General features: G+C 62.3%; 17 protein-coding genes. 10 read left to right on the top strand and 7 right to left on the bottom strand.

Annotation, left to right across the window (positions count from 1 at the left end; all coding sequences use genetic code 11):
* Positions 1-49: 49 nt before the first annotated feature.
* Complete coding sequence (locus tag IPL79_10815; GenBank protein MBK9071479.1) at positions 50-892, bottom strand: hypothetical protein; 843 nt, start codon at positions 890-892, stop codon at positions 50-52.
* Positions 893-1,094: 202 nt separating this feature from the next.
* On the opposite strand from IPL79_10815, the gene IPL79_10810 reads away from it, so the two are divergent.
* Positions 1,095-1,832 carry a glutathione S-transferase N-terminal domain-containing protein gene (locus IPL79_10810; GenBank protein ID MBK9071478.1) on the top strand — a complete coding sequence of 246 codons (738 nt, stop codon included), beginning with the start codon at positions 1,095-1,097 and terminating at the stop codon, positions 1,830-1,832.
* Positions 1,833-2,031: 199 nt separating this feature from the next.
* Positions 2,032-2,850, top strand: coding sequence for a hypothetical protein (locus tag IPL79_10805; GenBank protein MBK9071477.1), 819 nt, complete (start codon positions 2,032-2,034; stop codon positions 2,848-2,850).
* A 6-nt stretch (positions 2,851-2,856) separates the two neighbouring features.
* Here IPL79_10805 and IPL79_10800 read toward each other — a convergent pair whose 3' ends face one another.
* The 3 genes from IPL79_10800 to nirK form a co-directional block, all read right to left on the bottom strand.
* On the bottom strand, positions 2,857-3,522 hold the full coding sequence (locus IPL79_10800) for an SCO family protein (protein MBK9071476.1): 666 nt from the start codon (positions 3,520-3,522) through the stop codon (positions 2,857-2,859).
* Positions 3,519-4,313 (bottom strand): formylglycine-generating enzyme family protein, encoded by a 795-nt coding sequence (locus tag IPL79_10795; protein MBK9071475.1) that lies wholly within the window; start codon positions 4,311-4,313, stop codon positions 3,519-3,521. Before IPL79_10795 ends, IPL79_10800 begins: the two co-directional genes overlap by 4 nt.
* Before the next feature lie 230 nt (positions 4,314-4,543).
* Entirely contained in the window at positions 4,544-6,055 is a 1,512-nt protein-coding gene (nirK, locus tag IPL79_10790) for a nitrite reductase, copper-containing (protein ID MBK9071474.1), read from the bottom strand.
* Between the two features lie 397 nt (positions 6,056-6,452).
* Between nirK and IPL79_10785 the strand changes: the two genes are divergently transcribed.
* The 7 genes from IPL79_10785 to IPL79_10755 all read left to right on the top strand — a co-directional run bounded on the left by IPL79_10785 (position 6,453) and on the right by IPL79_10755 (position 12,638).
* On the top strand, positions 6,453-6,605 hold the full coding sequence (locus IPL79_10785; protein ID MBK9071473.1) for a hypothetical protein: 153 nt from the start codon (positions 6,453-6,455) through the stop codon (positions 6,603-6,605).
* Between the two features lie 77 nt (positions 6,606-6,682).
* Complete coding sequence (locus IPL79_10780) at positions 6,683-7,204, top strand: cytochrome C oxidase subunit II (GenBank protein ID MBK9071472.1); 522 nt, start codon at positions 6,683-6,685, stop codon at positions 7,202-7,204.
* Positions 7,205-7,209: 5 nt separating this feature from the next.
* A complete protein-coding gene (locus IPL79_10775) occupies positions 7,210-8,979 on the top strand; it encodes a cbb3-type cytochrome c oxidase subunit I (protein ID MBK9071471.1) in 1,770 nt (589 codons plus the stop codon).
* An 84-nt stretch (positions 8,980-9,063) separates the two neighbouring features.
* Positions 9,064-9,942: an SCO family protein gene (locus IPL79_10770; protein ID MBK9071470.1), complete on the top strand. Its 879-nt coding sequence runs from the start codon at positions 9,064-9,066 to the stop codon at positions 9,940-9,942.
* A gap of 4 nt (positions 9,943-9,946) precedes the next feature.
* Positions 9,947-11,023, top strand: a complete 1,077-nt coding sequence (locus tag IPL79_10765; protein MBK9071469.1) for a cytochrome b N-terminal domain-containing protein — start codon at positions 9,947-9,949, stop codon at positions 11,021-11,023.
* Entirely contained in the window at positions 10,990-12,072 is a 1,083-nt protein-coding gene (locus IPL79_10760; GenBank protein ID MBK9071468.1) for a hypothetical protein, read from the top strand. Before IPL79_10765 ends, IPL79_10760 begins: the two co-directional genes overlap by 34 nt.
* Before the next feature lie 59 nt (positions 12,073-12,131).
* Positions 12,132-12,638 carry a DUF4149 domain-containing protein gene (locus IPL79_10755; GenBank protein MBK9071467.1) on the top strand — a complete coding sequence of 169 codons (507 nt, stop codon included), beginning with the start codon at positions 12,132-12,134 and terminating at the stop codon, positions 12,636-12,638.
* A 13-nt stretch (positions 12,639-12,651) separates the two neighbouring features.
* On the opposite strand, the gene IPL79_10750 is transcribed toward IPL79_10755, so the two are convergent.
* A complete protein-coding gene (locus IPL79_10750) occupies positions 12,652-13,386 on the bottom strand; it encodes a Crp/Fnr family transcriptional regulator (protein ID MBK9071466.1) in 735 nt (244 codons plus the stop codon).
* 164 nt (positions 13,387-13,550) lie between these two features.
* On the opposite strand from IPL79_10750, the gene IPL79_10745 reads away from it, so the two are divergent.
* Complete coding sequence (locus IPL79_10745; GenBank protein MBK9071465.1) at positions 13,551-15,551, top strand: hypothetical protein; 2,001 nt, start codon at positions 13,551-13,553, stop codon at positions 15,549-15,551.
* 203 nt (positions 15,552-15,754) lie between these two features.
* Here IPL79_10745 and IPL79_10740 read toward each other — a convergent pair whose 3' ends face one another.
* Positions 15,755-17,266: a hypothetical protein gene (locus IPL79_10740; protein ID MBK9071464.1), complete on the bottom strand. Its 1,512-nt coding sequence runs from the start codon at positions 17,264-17,266 to the stop codon at positions 15,755-15,757.
* Between the two features lie 76 nt (positions 17,267-17,342).
* Positions 17,343-18,422: a hypothetical protein gene (locus tag IPL79_10735; GenBank protein MBK9071463.1), complete on the bottom strand. Its 1,080-nt coding sequence runs from the start codon at positions 18,420-18,422 to the stop codon at positions 17,343-17,345.
* Between the last annotated feature and the right edge of the window lie 43 nt (positions 18,423-18,465).

Here is an 18,465-nt window from a genome sequence, read left to right as displayed (position 1 = left end):
GCAAGCTGCGCGCGCACGTGCGCCGGCGCACGATTAGCGCTTGATTGGCTTAGTCATTTGCTTGGGCGTCTAGCAAGGCGGTCATGCTGATCATGAGGTCGTAGACATAAACGCGCTTCGTGCCCTCCTCGTGCCAGCCACGAACGATGATTTCGGAATCGGATTGGAGGTGTGCCTGTGCCGTATAGACAAAGCCTGGATCTTGGTAGGTTATCGCAGGCGAGCGTCGGATGGTCTTGCCCTCGAGGTTGCGGAGTGTCAGGCGCCCCGCCTGTGAACGGGTTAGGAGGAAGTCACTTGGTGCGCCGATTTCGCCCACAAAGTCGGGCACCTCAGATGCACCTTCCAGCGCGGTCTCCCAGTGATGGCCATAGGCCGGGGTGAAAATTGTTTCGGCATGGATGGAGGTGTCCTCGGGGACATCAGGATTTAGATCGTAAGGAAAACGCACGCGGTAGTCGCCGCGGGCATACCACTCAACGGTTGCCGAGCCAATATTGTACTCATAGGGCACCAATAGCGTCTCTGTGGAGGTCTCCGTGGCTTCGTGAAAGTAGTAGAGGTTGCGCAATTTGCAAACGCCTGGTTCACCTTCGCTGCGAAATGACGGCGGGCAGTTGTCTTCGAAATCTTCAAGCTGCGCCGTATAGGTTTCTTCGTCGGCCTCGGGATTGACCTCGAAAATGGTCGACATTGTCGTTCGCGGGGTGGCGTCCTCGTCCCCGACATTGACAACGACATGGTAGAGCGCGCCGGCGTCGTAGGCCTTGTCCTCGGCGGCGTCGAGGTCGGCCATCGGGTCAGAGGAAAGGCAAGCCATGGCGCCGAGCGGCAGCACAGCGAGCAGCAGGGACGTATGCCGGGAAGGACAGGTAGAGGGTTTGTTGGACATGGCCTTGCTGAAAGCAAGAGCCGGGCCAAGGCGCCATACCAGGAATCCAAGCACAGGCTCGAATAAATCCTACATGTTATAAATTGTCTGTTGTTTAAATCATTGGCCAGTGTGGCTACCGCGGTGGCCAGTTACCGGACGCCGATGGCGATCGGCCGGGTTTGGGATTGAACCACTCGGCGCAGTGAGCAACGCTCTGTCCATGTTGGAACTTCTCGGCATCAGCTATTCGCCGTGGACTCACAAGGCAAAATGGGCGCTTCAGCACCATCAGCTGCCCTTTACGTATCGCGAGTACGCCCCGGGGATCGGGGCCATCGGCCTGCGCTGGCGTTTGCGTCGCCGGACTGGGGTAGTGTCGGTACCGGTACTGTTCGTCGATGGTGCTGCCGTTGAGGACTCGTGGGCCATCGCGCAGTGGGCAGAGCAACACGGATCCGGAGCCCCGCTATTTTTGGACGCCACGGCAACCAAGGCATGGCACGAACGCTGCGATCTTGCGCTGCAATATGGGCGTGGCCACGTGATCGAAAAACTGCTTCGTTCCGACGCCGCGCTCGACGAGGCAAGCCGCGGTGCGATGCCGGCGGCCTTGGCGCGGTATGCTCGGCCTATTGCGCGCGCCATCGCCAAGCAGACGCAAGCAAAATACCAACCGGCGCCTGGTCGCGACGCGCTAATCGGTGCACTCGCGGCTGCGGAGCAGGCCGTGAGTTCAACGACAAGCTTCTTGCTCGGCGAGTTTTCGTTTGCGGACATCGCCGTGGCCACCATGCTGGAGGCCGTCGAGCCGGTGTCGGATACATACGCCAAACGAGGCCCGGCCTCGCGCGCGGTGTGGCGCGATGACGAACTCGCCTTAAAACATGCGCGGTTGCTGGCGTGGCGTGATTGGGTTTGCGAGCAGCGCCGTCAGCCGCGCAAAGCCGCCGCAATCTAGCCCGCTCGCAAATGACATTTGTCATGTCCATCCGCGTGCGCGGTTTGGCGGTGGCTTTCAAATGCGCGCAAAATTCGCGCGCATAGCAGCCAAACGCAAGCAGTGCGTGGTTTGAACCTAGGTAGACGCGAAATGAAGCCGCACGTCGGGCTGGCTATGGCACCGGAATTGCTTTGCTATGGCTCAAATGGAGAAGCTTATGAAGACGAAGAATTTGCTGAAAGCCTCGCTTGCCTCACTGGGCTCACTGGCCGCGGTCACCGCGATCGCGGCGTTGCCGTCGGTTGCGCTCGCAGGGCCGGGGCTTACGCTTGATGCGGGCAAAGTAAATGTCACGGCGACGGCTGAAATCAATATGTCGAAAGACCTCGTCGGCAAGCCGTTCTCGCTGGCGCCGGACATCTCGTATGGCGTGAGCGACGACCTCACGGTCATGCTGGTGCATTCGACGTTTTTGACCACCGGGTTTCGCGGCGCGGCCGGTGGCGGCCTGTGCCTTGCGGCACAAGAGGACGGCTGCGTCTCGATCTATAACAATGTTGGCGTCGAGGCGCTCTATGGCGTCAAGACCGGCCCGGCCTCGCTAGCGCTGAATGCTGGTGTGCACGCGCTCAACCTCGACGCCTCGTTTTATTCGGCCAAGCTCGGCGCAAAATTTCGCTACACCGCGGGCAAGATGGTCGTGTTGACCTCACCGAGCGTGCTCGTCGCCGTGACCGAGCGCGATCCGGACGCGCCAAAGCCGCAAAATAAGGACAGCCTTTGGGTCCCAGTGGCGGTGAGTTACAAGGCCACGCCCGAGGTCGCCGTCGGCGCTGCGACCGGCATCAAGGGCCCGCTCGATGGCTTTGGCGACAACTGGACGACGTCGCTAGGCTTTTTTGGTACCTATGCGATGAGCAAGACGGCGGCCGTTGGCGCCTCTTGGACCTTTGGCAAGATGATAGGCGGCTTGCCCGAGGCGGCCCTGGGCGCCGACTTTCGCGCCGTGCAGTTGTGGTTTTCGTACACGCTGTAGCGTGGACTATGGTTGGGTTGCGGCTGGTTTGACAGCAGCGGCCTCAGCCGCCATCGCCGTGCGCTGCACCGTCGCGACGAAGGCGTCGATCTCTCCGGAGAGGCCCTCGAGCCGCGCCAGTGGGCGACCTTCGCGGTCGAGCGCGGTGATCACCGACGTGTGATAGAACTCGTTGTTCTCGATCACGCGATATTTAATGCCTAAGATCGCCGCCAACTCGCGCGCCTGGTCTTCTTCGGCCGCCGCGAGCAGCCACTGGGCGTTAAGGCCTTGCTCGGCCGCCAAGTGCGTCAGCGCGGCTGGGTTATCGCGCGCCGCATCGAAGCTTATCATCAGCACGCGCAGCTCGCTGCGCAGCGGCTCGTCGACCGCCTCCATGATGCGCTTGGTGTAAGCGATCAGCATCGGGCAGGCGGCCTTGCACGAGGCGTAAAACATCGAGATAAGGACCGGCTTGCCGCGCAGCGCATCGAGGGCAATCTTGTTGCCACCAGCATCGAGCGCGACAAACGGTAAATCATAAATCGAGTGCTCGCTCAGCGGCGCGGCGGCCTCGCCCATCATGACCACGGGTGGCTTAGGCGGTGGTGCGGCGTCGGCGGGGGCCTTGGCCTTTGACTTGCAACTCGCCAGAGCCAAGGCCGCGCCTAGAATCGTAATAAGGTGTTTCATGGCGAGATGCTCCTGGCGCAGCGGAAGCCAAGGTTTGGCGTGGTGTATGCGGCCTGAAGGCTGGAGCGAAATGCCAGCCGCATGAATGTGGCGTAGTCCGATGGGTTGCTCGCCTGCGCTGAGCCTGCGCCGCAAAAGCGGCTGCGCGAGGCATCGCCTTGGTCGCGGCTATCGGAGGTCACCAGCGCCGAGCCAAAATCGTACACCCACTCCCACACCAGCTCGTGCAAATCGTGCACACCAAAGAAATTCGCCTCGCCTTCCCCAACGCGGCCCAAGGGCCCAGTTGGGCGCGCGTACCACGCCAGGATGCGGCGCTGCATGGCCTCATCCTTGGCGCCATCGGCGGCGGTGTCGCTGGCGGCCGCGAGCAGCTCCCATTCGCGTTCCAGCGGCAGGCGCGCGCCCTTCCATCGGCAGTACGCCTTGGCGGCAAACCAGCTCACGTGCACCACCGGTACGTCAGCGCCGGCCGGCTTCGCCCCCACGTCGCTGACCCAGTGCGAAAGGTAACCCTCGTCGGTCAGCAGGCGCTTGGCCTGGCTGCGCCGCCACATGGGGTTTGCCGCGACAAACGCCGCATACTGGCGATTGGTGACCGGCGTGATATCGATAAAAAATGGCGTCACCGCCACCTCGTTTTCGCTCGGCGAGGTTGGAAACGCGGGCCGATAAATACCACCTGGCACGGCGATCATGCCGGGCGGCGGTGTTGGCTTTGTTATCGCTGGTGCAGATGCCGCGGCCAATGGCACGAGGCCAACCAGCACAATTAACAAGAGTTTAGCCATATGTTAACTATAGTCGCATCAATGAAGAAATTTTCAAAAGCAGATAACAGAACGCGGACACGCTAGTGTCCGAATGCTGGAATCGTACACTTGTGTTTCGTCACAGCCAGGCCACGGCTTCGCAGGGATGCGCGATGCGGCAGGCGCAGCCGTCTGGCTGTAACGAGGCTCGCGAAGCCGTACACCGCGTCTATTATTGTCTCTGGCCCACTCAATGCGTTCTGTCTCGGTCAGTGGCCGGCGCCGGGTGGGCGCGGCGTCGTCGCCCGCGCCTTGGCGACATCGGCCTGCGTGATCTGCCCCTTTTTATTGCCCCAGCTATTGCCGACGTAGGTCAGAATATTGGCAATGTCGTCGTCGGTCATGTGAGACAGAGGCGGCATGACGCCGTTGTACTCGGCGCCGTTGACGACCACCTTGCCGGTGAGGCCGTTGAGGATAATGCCGCCAAGCTCGACCGCGGTTGCCTTGGCCATCCAGTCGCTCTTGGCGAGCGGCGGAAATACCGACGGCACGCCTTGGCCTTCGACTTGGTGGCAAGCCGAGCAGGTGCCGGCGAACAGCGCCTTGCCAGCCGCCATTTGTTGCTCAAGCGTGAGCGAGCCCGAGGCCGAAGCCGCCGCGGCCGCACCAACGGCGGCGCCCGAGGCCGAGTCGGCCTTGTCGCTAAGGTACATCGAGTCGACCTCTTTGCCCGAGTAAATGATCTTGTCTTCGGGGCCTTCGACTTTTAGCATGCCAAGCGCACCTTTGTTAAAGGCACGTGACAGCGAGTGATCTACGAGGACATAGGTACCAGGCACGTTGACCGTGAACTCAACCATGGAAGAGCCGCCTGACGGCACCATGGTTGTTTGAACTTGTTCTTGCGTCTTGGTGCCGCCTTCTAGGTAGACGTGGTCGAAGATTTCGCCAATGACGTGGAAGCTCGAGGTGACGTTGGGACCTCCGACACCGAAGTAGATGCGCACTTTCTCGCCGACCTTGGCCTTGAGCGCCTTGTCGCCGAGCAGCGAGCCTTCCGCGCCGTTAAACAGCACGTAGGTTGGGTGCTCGTCGATGCTCTTTTGCATGTCGAACGGTTGCAGGCCCTTCTCGCGGTACTTGCCGACGGTGTAGAAGTCGCCTTGCATCACATAGTACTCGCGATCAACGGGAGGCAGGCCACCTGGCGGCTCGACCAAGATTAGGCCGTACATGCCGTTGGCGATGTGCATGGGCACCGGCGCCGTGGCGCAGTGATACACATATAAGCCGGGGTTGATGGCGCGAAACGAAAACTGTGATTCGTGGCCGGGCGCGGTAAACGAGCTGGCCGCGCCGCCGCCTGGGCCGGTGACGGCGTGCAGGTCGATGTTGTGCGGCATCTTGCTGCTTGGGTGGTTCTGCAGGTGAAACTCAACCACGTCGCCTTGGCGCACGCGGATGAAGCTGCCCGGCACCGTGCCGCCGTAGGTCCAGAAGGTATACGACACGCCGTCAGAGATTGGCATGTCGAGCTCTTTGACCTCGAGGTTGACGATGACCTTGGCCGAGGTGGTGCGCGTGATCGGCGGCGGCACATTGGGCGGCGCCGTGAGCTCCGCGATAATTGGCGCGCCCTCAGGCATTGGAATCGAGGCCGAGTCCACCGGCCCCGAGGCCTTGGTTTCGCCGGCCGATGAGCCGCCAGACTTGCCACCGCAAGCTCCGGCTGCAATTGCTATTAAAGTTGTTCCTAGTAGACATTTAAACTTCGTCATATTTTCCAGTGGTGCAATACATGCGCCACAACGTTGGTGCTAGGGCGCGTGGCATCTAGTCAAGGTAGCAGCGATAAAGCGCGCAATTATTTCGCAGCTGGCCGTTTATCATTGCCGTGGAGGTGAAATCTATGCGCGCTTTGAGGTTGAGTGATGCGATTTCGCAAAGCGCACGCGGCGCAGAAATAACGCGCGCAAATGACAAATGTCATTGCGGCGTGTCTTGTTGGATATGGCTCAAATTGGCGGAACGGCCGCATTGGATGAGGTTTTGGCGCCCTGTCTGGCGGTGGCCTTGCCGCGGCGAGATCGCAAGAACGTGCGACGCTCAGACAAAAATGCCCTCAACTGACAAATGTCATTGTCGCGTCGATCTCGCCCACGTAGTCACATACGTATGAGCGAAGAAGATCCAAAACCATCGAAGTTGCAACAGCTCTACGATCGCCCCTTGCTGCTGCTGGCGCTCGGGATGTTGGTGATGTTGGTGTTTTACACCGGCTGGGGGCTCTACGAAATTTTGAGCCTGCCGACGGCGCTCTTGCCTTGATCTCATCACGCTAGCGCAGCTTTACGCGAAAGGAATAGCCAATGGCTCACACGCAACACGACGAATTTCACTCGGGCCTGGTGGCGCCCACCGGCAACTGGTGGCTGCCCGCCAGCCTGCAAGAAAAGAAATGGGTCACGCTCTCATTTGTTTGGTGCATGATCCTCTTTGCGATGATGCCGCTGTGGCATTTTCGCGGCGGCCAAAACCCGTCGGGCATTCGCGGCAAGACGACGCCCGCGGCGTTTCGCGCCCGCGTCGATCGCTTCATCAAGGAGTACCAGGTCGGCACCGACCACGGTTATCCGTTGGTCGCGCCGCCGCCTGGCGCCGACATCTATCTACAGGCGCAGATGTGGAGCTGGACCCCGGTGCTCAAGCTCAAGAAGAACGCGTCTTATACGCTGCATCTGTCGTCGGTTGACGTCAACCACGGCTTTTCCCTGTATCCGGTCAATCTCAACTTCCAGGTGGTGCCCGGCTATGACTACGGGCTCCGCATCACGCCGAACATCGCGGGTGAGTTCAACATCATCTGCAACGAGTTCTGCGGGATCTTGCATCACAACATGGTCGGCAAAGTCATCGTGGAGGAATAGGCGTCATGACCGCAACCACATCAAATGAACCAACGGCGGCCTCCGGGGCCAGCCTCATCGAGCGGGTGACCAGCAAGTTTCGCCGCTGCCCTGTTACCAACCTGAAGGTCGATCCGCAGGCCGAAATGCTCATCAAGGTCAACGCGGTCGTCGCGGTGGTCTGCCTCCTCATCGGCGTCATCGCCGCGATCGGCCTGGTGCTGACGCGCTGGCAGCTCGTGCACTTTCTGACCGCGCCGATGTACTACCGCTTCCTGACCTTGCATGGGCTCAACATGCTCATCTTCTTCATCATCTTCTTCGAGATGGCGGTGCTCTACTTCGCCTCGACGCTGCTGCTCAGCGCGCGTCTGCCCGCGGCCAAGCTCGGGTGGCTCGCGTTTGGCCTGATGATGATCGGCATGTTGCTGGTGAACACCATGGTGTTCATGGGCAAGGCCGACGTGCTCTTTACGTCATATCCGCCGCTCAAGGCGCATCCCATCTACTATCTCGGCGTCATCTTGTTCGCGGTCGGAGCACTCATCGTCTCGGGCATGTTCTTCGCGACCATCATCATCGCTAAAAAAGAGAAAGCTTATGAGGGCGGCCTGCCGCTGGTGACGTTTGGCGCGCTGACCGCCGCGATCATCGCGGTCATCACCTTGGTGCACGGCGCGATCGTCTACATTCCGACCTTTCTGTGGTCGCTCGGCCTCATGGAAATCGACCCCCAGGTGTTCCGCATGCTGTTTTGGGGCCTCGGGCACTCGACGCAGCAGATCAACGTCGCGGCGATGGTGGCGATTTGGTACCTGCTTGCCGGGCTTACGGTCGGTGGCGTGGTCATGAACGAGAAGATCAGCCGCACGGCGTTCTTCCTCTACATCTTGTTTATCTCGATGGCGTCGGCCCACCACTTGCTCGTCGATCCAGGCATGGGCGCGGCGTGGAAGGTGTGGAACACCAGCTACGCGATGTATCTCGCCGTCCTCGCCTCGATGATCCATGGCTTCACGGTGCCCGCCGGCGTCGAGATGGGCATGCGGCTGCGCGGCCATACGCAGGGCCTCTTTGGCTGGCTGCGCCGCGCGCCTTGGGGTGATCCAGGGTTCTCGGGCATGTGGCTGTCGCTGGTGATCTTTGGCTTCTTTGGCGGCGTCACCGGCGTCACCATCGGCACCGAGCAGATCAACATCATCGCGCACAACACCATGCGCATTCCCGGCCACTTTCACACCACGGTGGTCGGCGGCACGGCCTTGGCGTTCTTCGCGGTGACCTATTACTTGCTGCCGCTGGTGTTTCAGAAGCGCGTACGCTTCTGGACGCTCGCCAAGATCCAGCCGTGGATGTTCGGCATTGGCATTGTCATCATGGCGGTGTCGATGATCTTGATGGGCATCTTCGGCGCGCCGCGCCGCCACTGGGATTCGAGCTTTGCGACGTCGCCGTTTCCGATGGAGATGCACCCCATGCTCGAGGTGTTTCAGGCCACGATGGGCATTGGCGGCCTGATCGCCGCGACCGCGGTGCTCATCTTCATCCTAATCGCGGTTTCGACCGTGTTCTTTGGCAAGCGCATCACGCCGGAAGATTTAGTCAATGGCGCCTCCGGCCTGCCGCAGGGCGTGCTCAAGCTGCCGGCGCAACAACACAAGGGCCCCGAGGTTGCCGAGGCGCATAAAAACGGTGTCCGCGGCACCATGGTGCTGGTTGGCATCTTCTTCGTGGTGTTTGCGCTCTACTACTTCACCAACTGGAAGCTGCTGTCCATGGCGTGGAAGGTCGGCTAGCCCATGGCGGCGACAGCGACGAAGGCGAACGAGGCGGCGGTGGGTGCGGTGGCGGACGATTCCAGGCCAACGAGGCACCCGTTAGTGATGGCCCTCCCCATCGCCTGGGTCATCGTCGTGAGGGCTTGGTGGGCGGTGGCCTTTTATCCAATTGGCCGCGAAAACGCGGAATGGCTGCAGCGCACGCGCGAGGTGTGCTTTGGCGCCGGCCCCAATCAGCTGCCCTCGGCGTACGGGTGGATCATGCTCGTCGCCGGGCCGCTGCTGTTTTTGGCGGCGATTGTGGCGACGTTCTACGACGAGCTGCAGGCCGAGTTAAAGCACATTGTAGCGCGCGCGTGGGGCAAGGGCCTCGCCGCGGTGGTGGTGGTGGCGTTCGTCGGGCAGTGGTTTTGGATTGGGGCGCAGGTCGGCGAGGCGCAGCGCCTGTCGGCCGCCGTTACGAATTTCTTGCAAGACGGCGATCTGCCGGATTACTACCCGCGCACCGATGTCGCCGCGCCGAAGCTGGCGCTGACCGATCAGTTTGGCGCGCGGGTCTCGATTGACGACTTTCGCGGCAGCAACGTCATCTTGGCGTTTGTCTACGCGCATTGCGCAACGGTCTGTCCAACCTTGGTGTCACAGGTGATGAAGGCCAAGGCCGCCGCGCCGCAGGCCAAGGTCATGCTGATCACGCTCGATCCATGGCGGGATACGCCAGGTTCGCTGCCGGCGCTGGCGCAAAAGTGGTCGTTGCCGGCGCAAGATGTACACCTGCTCTCGGGCGACGTGCCCGAGGTGCTCGCCGCGCTCACCGCGTGGGGCATGCCGTTTAAGCGCGACGAGCGCACCGGCGTCATTGACCATCCCGGACTCGTGTACGTCATCGATGGCGAGGGCGTGATTGCCTACAAGTTCAACAACCCGCCCGTCGCGTGGATCGCCCAGGGCATCGCGCGTGTGGCCCAGGCTAAGGAGTAGCGCTTTGACATCATCTGAATCGTCGGTTGCGCCGGCCGGCCATGACGCGGAGCCTCCGAGCTACGACCGCGTTCCGGCCTATCTTAAATGGCTGCTGGTGCCGTTTGTCTGGCTCGATCGGCAGTTTAACCGCCTGTATGGCTCGGCCTATAATCCGCTGTATCGCAGCGGCACGTGGGCGACGACGTTTTTGCTCATCGCCTTGGCCAGCGGCATCTATCTGCTGATTTTTTATCGCGTCAGCGCGCCGTATGAATCGGTAAAAGACATGGTGGCGCAGCCGTGGCTAGTCGGCTGGGTGCGCTCGCTGCATCGCTACGCCTCGGATGCCGCGGTGGTCGCGGTGGTGGTGCACATTTTGCGCATGCTCGCCGAGGGCAAGACGTGGGGCAGCCGCGCGTTGGCGTGGCTCAGCGGCATTGTGCTGGTGGGCATCGTGCTGGTCGTCGGCTTCACCGGCTACGTCATGGTATGGGACACCCAGGCGCAAGCCTTGGCGCTGGCGGGCGCAAAGTTCATGAACCAAATCCCCATTTTTGATCGCGAGATGGGCGCGACGTTTGACAATGTGACGCCGCCGCCGACGTCGTTCATCTTCATGAATCTCATCGTTCATTTGCTGCTGCCGTTGTTTCTCTTTGGCGTGCTGTGGCTGCACACCATGCGGGTGGCGCGCGCCAAGTGGCTCCCTTCGCGCCGCGTCGCGATCGTGATTGGGGGCGGCCTGTCGCTGCTGGCGCTGTTGGTGGTGGCGCCGCTCTCGGCACGCCCCGACGCCCTGGTTACGCAGCCGACGGCGAAGCTCGACCTTTTTTATAGTGGCTGGCTCTTGCTGCAGGCGTGGTCGAGCTGGGTGGTTTGGCCGCTGCTGCTAGGCCTCAGCGGGTTTATGATCTCGGTGCCGTGGGTGTTGCGCCCGCGCGCCGCGCGCCGGCCGGCGCCGTCGCAACACGACGAGCGCCATTGCGAGGGCTGCTCGCAGTGTGTCAGCGATTGCCCTTTTGACGCCATCGAGATGGCGCCGCGGACGCTGGGCACGGGTCCAAGATGGTCGCGCGCGTCGATCAGAGCCTGTGCGTGAGCTGCGGCATTTGTGCCGGCTCGTGCTCGCAGCTGGCCATTGGGCCGCCCGATCGCAGCGGCCACATGCAGCTCATTCAGATCAAATCGATGTGGAAGGCGAGCCCGGCGGCGAAATGCGCCGTGCTGCACTGCCATAGCGGTGGCTTTGCGGAACAACTGCCACGGCTCGCGCAAACGTATGGCGCGATCGTGCCCTACGGCGTCGAATGCGTCGGCAATATCCATCCCGCCAGCGTTGGGCAATTGCTCAAGCATTTTCCGGCGGTGGTGGTGATGGCCTGCCGGCCTGAGGGCTGCCAGATGCGTGAAGGCGCGGCGGTGGCGCGCGAGCGCATATTTAACCAGCAAAATCCGTCCGAGCTAAATCGCGAGGCGCCGATTGGCTGGATCACCGCGTCGGCCGGCGAGCATCGGCGCGTCGAGCGGGCGTATCGGAAAATCGCGCGCAAATTTCTCGGTTATCACGCGACAAGCGATGTTGGCGACAAGGCGGGTGCGCCGGCGCGCGTGGCGCGGATGCTTGCCGGTGGCGTGGTTGCCGCCGCGGGGCTGGCTCTATTGGCCGCCGGCAGCCACGTGCCCTATGGTGCCCCGAGCCTGCAGGCCGCCTTCAAGCTCAATTGGCGCATTCAGTCGCCACGCCTAGAGACCTGCAGCGAAATCAGCGCCGAAGAGCTCGCCAAAAAGCCCATGCACATGCGGCAGGCCAAGACGTGCCAACGGCAGTCGCTGCCGTACGAGCTGACCTTGGCGTGGCGGCGCGTTGATGGTGCGGCGTCGGCCACCGCCGCGCACGACGAGCGCCTGCACGTCGCGCCGACCGGTTCAGAGCACAATGGCGCGCTCATCGTCGATATCGCGCGCATGGTGGCACCAGGCCGCTATCGCGTCGAGGTTGCGTTTGCGCCTGCCATGGCAGGGGCGCCAGCCGACGCGCCGCGCTGGCGCGAAACCTATGACGTGGAGGTAGGCGCCAACCAGGCCGCGTTTATCACCATCGATCGCAAGACAAGTGCCATGACGATCAAGGCGCCGCTAGCGCCGTAACAAGCCGAGCCGGCCTCCGCGCGCGTGGAGCCTGCGATACAATCTATTTCAACCACCTTATGTACGGAATCTACCTCCTCTCGGTTTGGCTACACATCCTGGCCGCTATCACGTGGATCGGTGGCATCGCGTTTCTCGTGTTCGTGGTGGTGCCGTGGCTACGGCGCAGCGACCGCACGATTGCGGTGACGTTCCTCCGCGAGACCGGCGAGCGCTTTCGCGCCGTGGGGTGGATCTGCTTTGCCATCTTGCTCGTCACGGGCACCTACAACTTGTGGTTTCGCGGCGTGCGCTTTGGCGATTTCGTGCGCTCAGCATGGCTACATTCGACTTTTGGAAAAGCGGTGGTGATCAAGCTCGCCCTGTTCGTGGTGGTGCTTATCGTTAGCGCCATCCACGACGTCTCGATCGGCCCGCGCGCGGCCCTTGCCATGGAGCAAGAGCCCGGTTCCTTGCACGCCGAGAGGCTCCGCCGCAAGGCCTCTATGCTCGGCCGCCTCAACGCGCTGCTCGCGCTCGCCCTCGTCGCCGCCGCCGTCGTCATCGTGCGCGGCTGGCCGTGGTAGCCAAAGCCAGCGCTTAACCCTTGGCCGACTCGGCGCGCAGCGTCGCCATCGATCGCAAGACAAAGCCGTCGTCGCGCGTGATGACGACGTCGGCGACCTCCCACGGCCGTAGCGCGCGGATCACGGTTTCGGTGCGCGCCGAGACCAAGTTCGCCAGCGCCGCGCGCGACAGCGCGACTGGCACCAAGACGGCGCCGTCGGCGAGCTCTTCGCCAAAGCGTTCGGCAAGGTGCAGCAGCACGCCGGCAAGCCGCGCCTTGACATCGCCCACGGCGACGAGCTGCACCTTTTGCAAGAGCGCGGTGCCGTGCCGCGACAGCGACTGTTGCAGGGCGTGCGCGAGCTCGCCACACGTCTTGGCATCGGCGAGCATGCGCTCGGCGTCGATCGCGATCACTTTGGCTGTCTTCGAGATGACGATGGCATCGGCGGGGTATTTGATGCGTTGGCAAACCGCGATTTCGCCTACGCTATCGCGCGCGCCAAAAATGCCAATTGTATGTTCGGCGCCCGAGGCGGGCAGGCGCGGAATGGAGATGAGGCCGCTGACGATGAGATGAAACGTCACCGCCGGATCGGCTTGCCGCCACAAGCGTTCGCCCGCGCGCAGCTCGCGGACGCGGGCGTGGCTGGCGAGCTTGCCAAGCTGCGCCACCGGCACGCCTTGTAAAAAATGGCTCGCCTGCAGCCACGTCACGATGAGTTCGCCCGGTGTCTCGCCGGCAAAGGCTGTGGCTGCTCGCGTCATCGATGAATCATCAGGCTTCACGTTGGCTCCACGGTTATCGCACACGCAGACGCTGTCAAGCTAAGCTATCGAAATTGCGCCAGCAGGACGCGGACAGGGGCCTCGTTTTAGACAAATCGCGGTGGATTCTTCGGCCGCACGCCGGTTCCCGTTATGCTTCCGCCATGGGGAAATTCAATCAGGCAACGGCCGCGGCGGTAGTGGCCGTTGCTGCGGCCGTATTCTCATCTCAACTCGTCGCCTGCAAGGGCAAAGACGGTCCGCAGTTTTCGAGCGAGCACCCGCGCATCTACATCGGCAATAACGCCGAGCGGCTGCGCGGCCTGCTCGCCGACGAGCGTCCGGCCGCGACGCATTTCAAGTATCTCGTCGATCTTCAGATCGAGGGCCAAGACCTCTACGATTTTCGCGCATGGCACGTCGCGCTGATGGGGCAGCTCACCGGCGAGCCACAGTATTGTAACTTCGCGGTGGCGCAGATTGACGCCTACGTCGACAGCGAGTACGCGCTGATCGAAAGTGGCGAGGCCCCGTACTTGGCGCGTGACAGCTATCTCGAGGTGGGGATTCACGTCGGCGATATCGCGCTGACCTACGACTGGTGCTACCCGCAAGTCAGCGGCGCGCAGCGCGAGCGCTGGATGGCGCTGGCCGACCAGGCGGTGTGGAACGTATGGAACCACGAAGACGCGACGTGGGGGGGGCAGAGCATGCCGTGGAGCGGGTGGTCGGTGACCAATCCGGCCAACAATTACTATTATAGCTTCATTCGCGCGACGATGATGCTCGGCATCGCGGCCAACGGCGAGCTGCCGCGCGCGGCGGAATGGATCGAGAAATTCCGCGAGGAAAAAATCGCGATCGAGGTTGTCAGTAAATTTGAGGCCGAGATGCCTGGCGGTGGCTCGCTCGAAGGCACCGGCTATGGCGTCGCCATGTATCGCTTGTTTGAGCTCTATGACTGGTGGGAGCATTCGAGTGGCGAGGATCTCGGCGAGCTGACGGGCCATACCCGTGCCTCGATGTTGGCGATGATGCACGCCATCGTGCCGACCCTCGACCGCATCGCGCCGATTGGGGATCACGCGCGCGACGCCACGGCGAGCCTGTTTGACTATCATCGGTCGTATCTGCTGATCTTGTCGTATATGTTTGCAGACGAGCCGATCGCGGCGCACGCGCGCGCCTTGCTGGCGGCGAGCTCGGTGCCCGAGATGACGCAGCATTCGCTGGCGGTCTACGATTTTATCTATGACTTGCCCGACCTGACGCCGCGGCCGCTGGTGCCAAGCGAGGGCAATGCGGGCCTGGGGCTCTCATATGTCGCCGAAGGCACGGGGCAAATCTATGCGCGCTCGAGTTGGGAGCCGGATGCAACGTGGCTTTCGCTGATCGCCGGCACCTATAACGAATCGCATGCGCATCGCGATCAAGGATCGCTGATGTTGTTTAAACGCGAGTGGCTCGCCTATGACAGCAATATCCAATCGACGTCGGGTATCAGCCAAGAAGAGGCGCTGCATAACCTGGTGCGGCTGAGCAACGGCGAGGGCGACATTCGGCAGCGCGAAGGCACGACGTCGCAGGTGCGCGCGGTGGCCCAGGGCGATGGGTGGTTCTACGTTTCGGTCGATGTCACCGATGCCTACGATGGCCACGCCGACGTCACCGCGGTGCGACGCGCCTTGGTGTTTTTGGCGCCCAACACCGTGGTGGTGTTTGATCACGTCAACACGGCCGCGGGCACGACCCAGATCTGGCAAGTCAACTCGCCCATTGAGCCAGCGCTGAGCGGCGCGCAGGCGACTTTCGCGGGCGACGACTCGACGCTCGTAGTGAGGCGCATCGAGCCCGGGGCACCAACGCCGAGCACCCACGCGTGGAATGGCGAATTTGACGTCGCCGGTGGCTATCGCTACGACCAGACCACCAGCGGTGGCGACCGCCGCTATTTGCACGTCATGAGCCTAGACGGCGACGTGACCGGCGCCAGCACCGAGCCAGGCAGCGACCACCTAGGCGTGGTCATCAGCTTTGCCGACGGCCGCGAGGCCACCGTGCGCTTTGCCGCGGATGCCCTTGGCGGCACGCTCGCTTATAGCGGCCCAGGCGGCACTATTTACAACGGTGCGTTGCCGACGACGGTAACCGCGCTTCCGGAATAGTCGGATACGACGCCAACTGCTCTGCTCGCTCTCGATCGATCAGATAGTAGGCATCGGGAACGGCTGGGCCACTAGCCTCAAGCCTCGGGGTTGACCGGGTATACGCCCCGCGTTCGGCAAAATTTAGCGCCACGGCCCAGCTCGCATGTTCCGCGCCAGCGAGCGAAACCAGCGTGGCCATGTGTCTATTGGGCGAGCGACCTTCATGGGCGCCTACGTGGCGCGGGCACGACGATGGTTGCCGGCGGCACTTGGATTGTTACGTCGATCCTCCAGCGACCGCCGGTGACGACGCCGTTTACCGGCGGATCGGGCACCCAGACGTATTGCTCGCCAGGCGGCAGCTCCCAGCGACCGTCGATCCACTGATACGCGGCATCTTGCCATCGCCAATAGCCGGCGAGCCAAACGGCATGCGGATGTGGCGCGACGCCAGATTGCTCTGGCTTGGCCGGCGGCGGCGCGGGGCGATCGTCGAGATAGCGGCCTGGCGTCCATACCCACGCTTGCTCGACGATCGACCAAAAACCGTCTACCCAGGTCGCGCTGACACTTTGCCTTGGCGGCTTGACTTCAACCGGGTTGGGAGGGCGTTTCCAATTACCGGCTTTCCACACAAAGCTGGCTCCTTTGCCAATCCATTGGCCATTGCGCCACACCGAGCCGCGAATGGGCGGTGGCTCTGTTGGTTGATCATTATGCGGGACGGGAGGCAACCAATAACCCAAGCGCCATTTCCACTCGCCGTTGCCGGGGAACCAAACCCAATATCCATCTTGCCAACGCGCGCCGACAACCGGCGCCGCACGGCTTGGCTTACGCAGTGCGGGGCGTTCGCTCGGTTCGCGGTAATAGCCTTTGACCCAAACCCATTTGCCTGGGGCTCCATCCCATGTCCAAGCGCCCGCAACCCACACCGCGGATTTCACTTTTGGTGGCGCGGGGCGCTCGCGTTTTGGGGCTGGTGCGGGACCGGTCGGTTTCGCGTGCGACACCACGGCAACGTCAAGCGTCGCGGCCGCCGGCATCGCTGCTGCTACCTCGGGCTTTGCGGGCGTGCCGAGTTCATAGAGTCTTACGTGCAACATGGCATCATCTGACTCTTGCGGCACGTCCGCCTCGATGCGCAGGGTGGTAGCGTTGAGGACGTACTCCCGCGAAAATCGATATGACTTGCGTCTGGCGCATCGCTGCTGGCGTTGGCGTAAAAATTCCAACTGCCCAGGCCACGATTCGGTGGCTTGCACTTGCCAGCGTCCGGGAGCTACAACGGGTGCGGCGACCGGAGCGCTCGTTGATGCCGGAGCCGACGCTGGCGGGGTAGCCACGGCCTCGGTCGGAGCGGGCGTAGCTAGGCGTCTGGCGATGAGCAGGCGTTGCCACGGGACATCATCGTCGCCCACCCCGATGGTTACCCCATCGGGCAGCGTCACCCGTAACCATGGCGTGCAATTGGCGATGATCGTGGCCTCAAGTAGGAACGATGTCTGGCGGGCTGCGTCGATGGCGGGCAACTCCACAGTTGCGACATCGGTTGCTCCTCTTAGACGCAGCGGCAGCGCTTGCTCGAAAATAAGCCGGCGCGGCGTTTGCTCGTAAATGAGCCGGCGCGGCGTGCTGGCGCAGGCACCGCAAGTTACAGCGATGACGCAAAGGCGCCACACCATGGTGCTGCTGAACAAGGTTCGCCTAGAACTGTCGCTGATGGCGTTCATCGCGATAGCAACTAAGCAAGCAGTGTGCCATCAGGCCGCGCGCCGAGCTGAGGTCGGCGCGGGCGATTGCGAATGGTTAGGTGTTCGGACGGCAGGTGCCGGTTGGGGCGTCGGTATCAAGTGGCGTACAAGTTTCGTTGCCCGCGCAATCGGTACCGCCAATGCGGCAGGCTTTCTCACACATGTAGTCGGCGCCGTTGAGGGCGCAAATGCCCTTCGCGATGCCAGCGTCGACGCCGCAGAAGAAGGTGCTGTCTTGGTCGGCGCAAATGACGCCGATCGCGGCGGTGTCGATGAGGTCGCCGTTGGATTCGCAATAGTCAACGGGGGAGCCCACGCCGCCAAATTGGACGAGCGCGTTGCGCGACACGCAGGTGCCAGTGGTGCAAGCGGTTGGGGTGTAGATGTCGAACGCCGCAATACAGGTGCCGCCGCCGCCGCAGGTTTCCGCGGCTTCGCAGCCGTTGACGGTTGGCGAGAATTGCGCGCAATCAGGGTCAGTCACTTCGCCACATTCACAATCACACGCGCCATCGACGGGCGGCTCGCCATTTGGGTCATCGGTGCCGAAGGTGGTGTCGTAATCGCAGCTCCAGCCAGAGTAATCCATGGTGAAGGTGCCACTGACTTCAATGCAACCGCCACCGGCGACGGCGGTCGATTCAAAGGTCTCATCGTTGATGGTGACTTCGATCAGCTTAAGGCCCGTGATCGTGCCTTGTAGGTTGAGCTTGTATGGATCGGCGGTCAGCGTCAGCGAGCCGGCCGATTGATAGTAAATCTTGCCGGTGGTTTGGTTTTCTTGGTCGATGTCGCCGTAAAGTAGCGCGCACTCGGTGCACGTGGCGTAGTTGGCGTTGGCGCCGGCCGTAAGGTCGACCGTGCCGTCGGTGACAAAGCCTTCGAGCTGATAAAACTGCAGCGAGAAGAAGTCAGGGGCGGCGCCGTCGACGCCAGGATTTGGCGCGCCTTCGTACGACGTATAGCCCTCTTGCGTGCGGGCGAGCGCGATGCCATCGACCGTGATGGCGGTGCAGCCCGGCGGCGGCGGCGGCGGAGGTGGTGGTAGCGGTTCCGGATCTGAACCTGGGCAGCCTGCCGCCGCGAGCAAGAAAAAGGGGAGAACGATGCTAGGAGCAAATTTGTTTAATCGCATTGGTCGGCACACTACTGGAGATGTCCGTCGGATCCAAGTGCGA

Source organism: Myxococcales bacterium (assembly GCA_016716835.1).
GTDB lineage: Bacteria > Myxococcota_A > Polyangia > Haliangiales > Haliangiaceae > JADJUW01.
The sequence above is the reverse complement of the archived record's forward strand: the minus strand, read 5'-3'. Positions and strand labels throughout refer to the sequence as shown.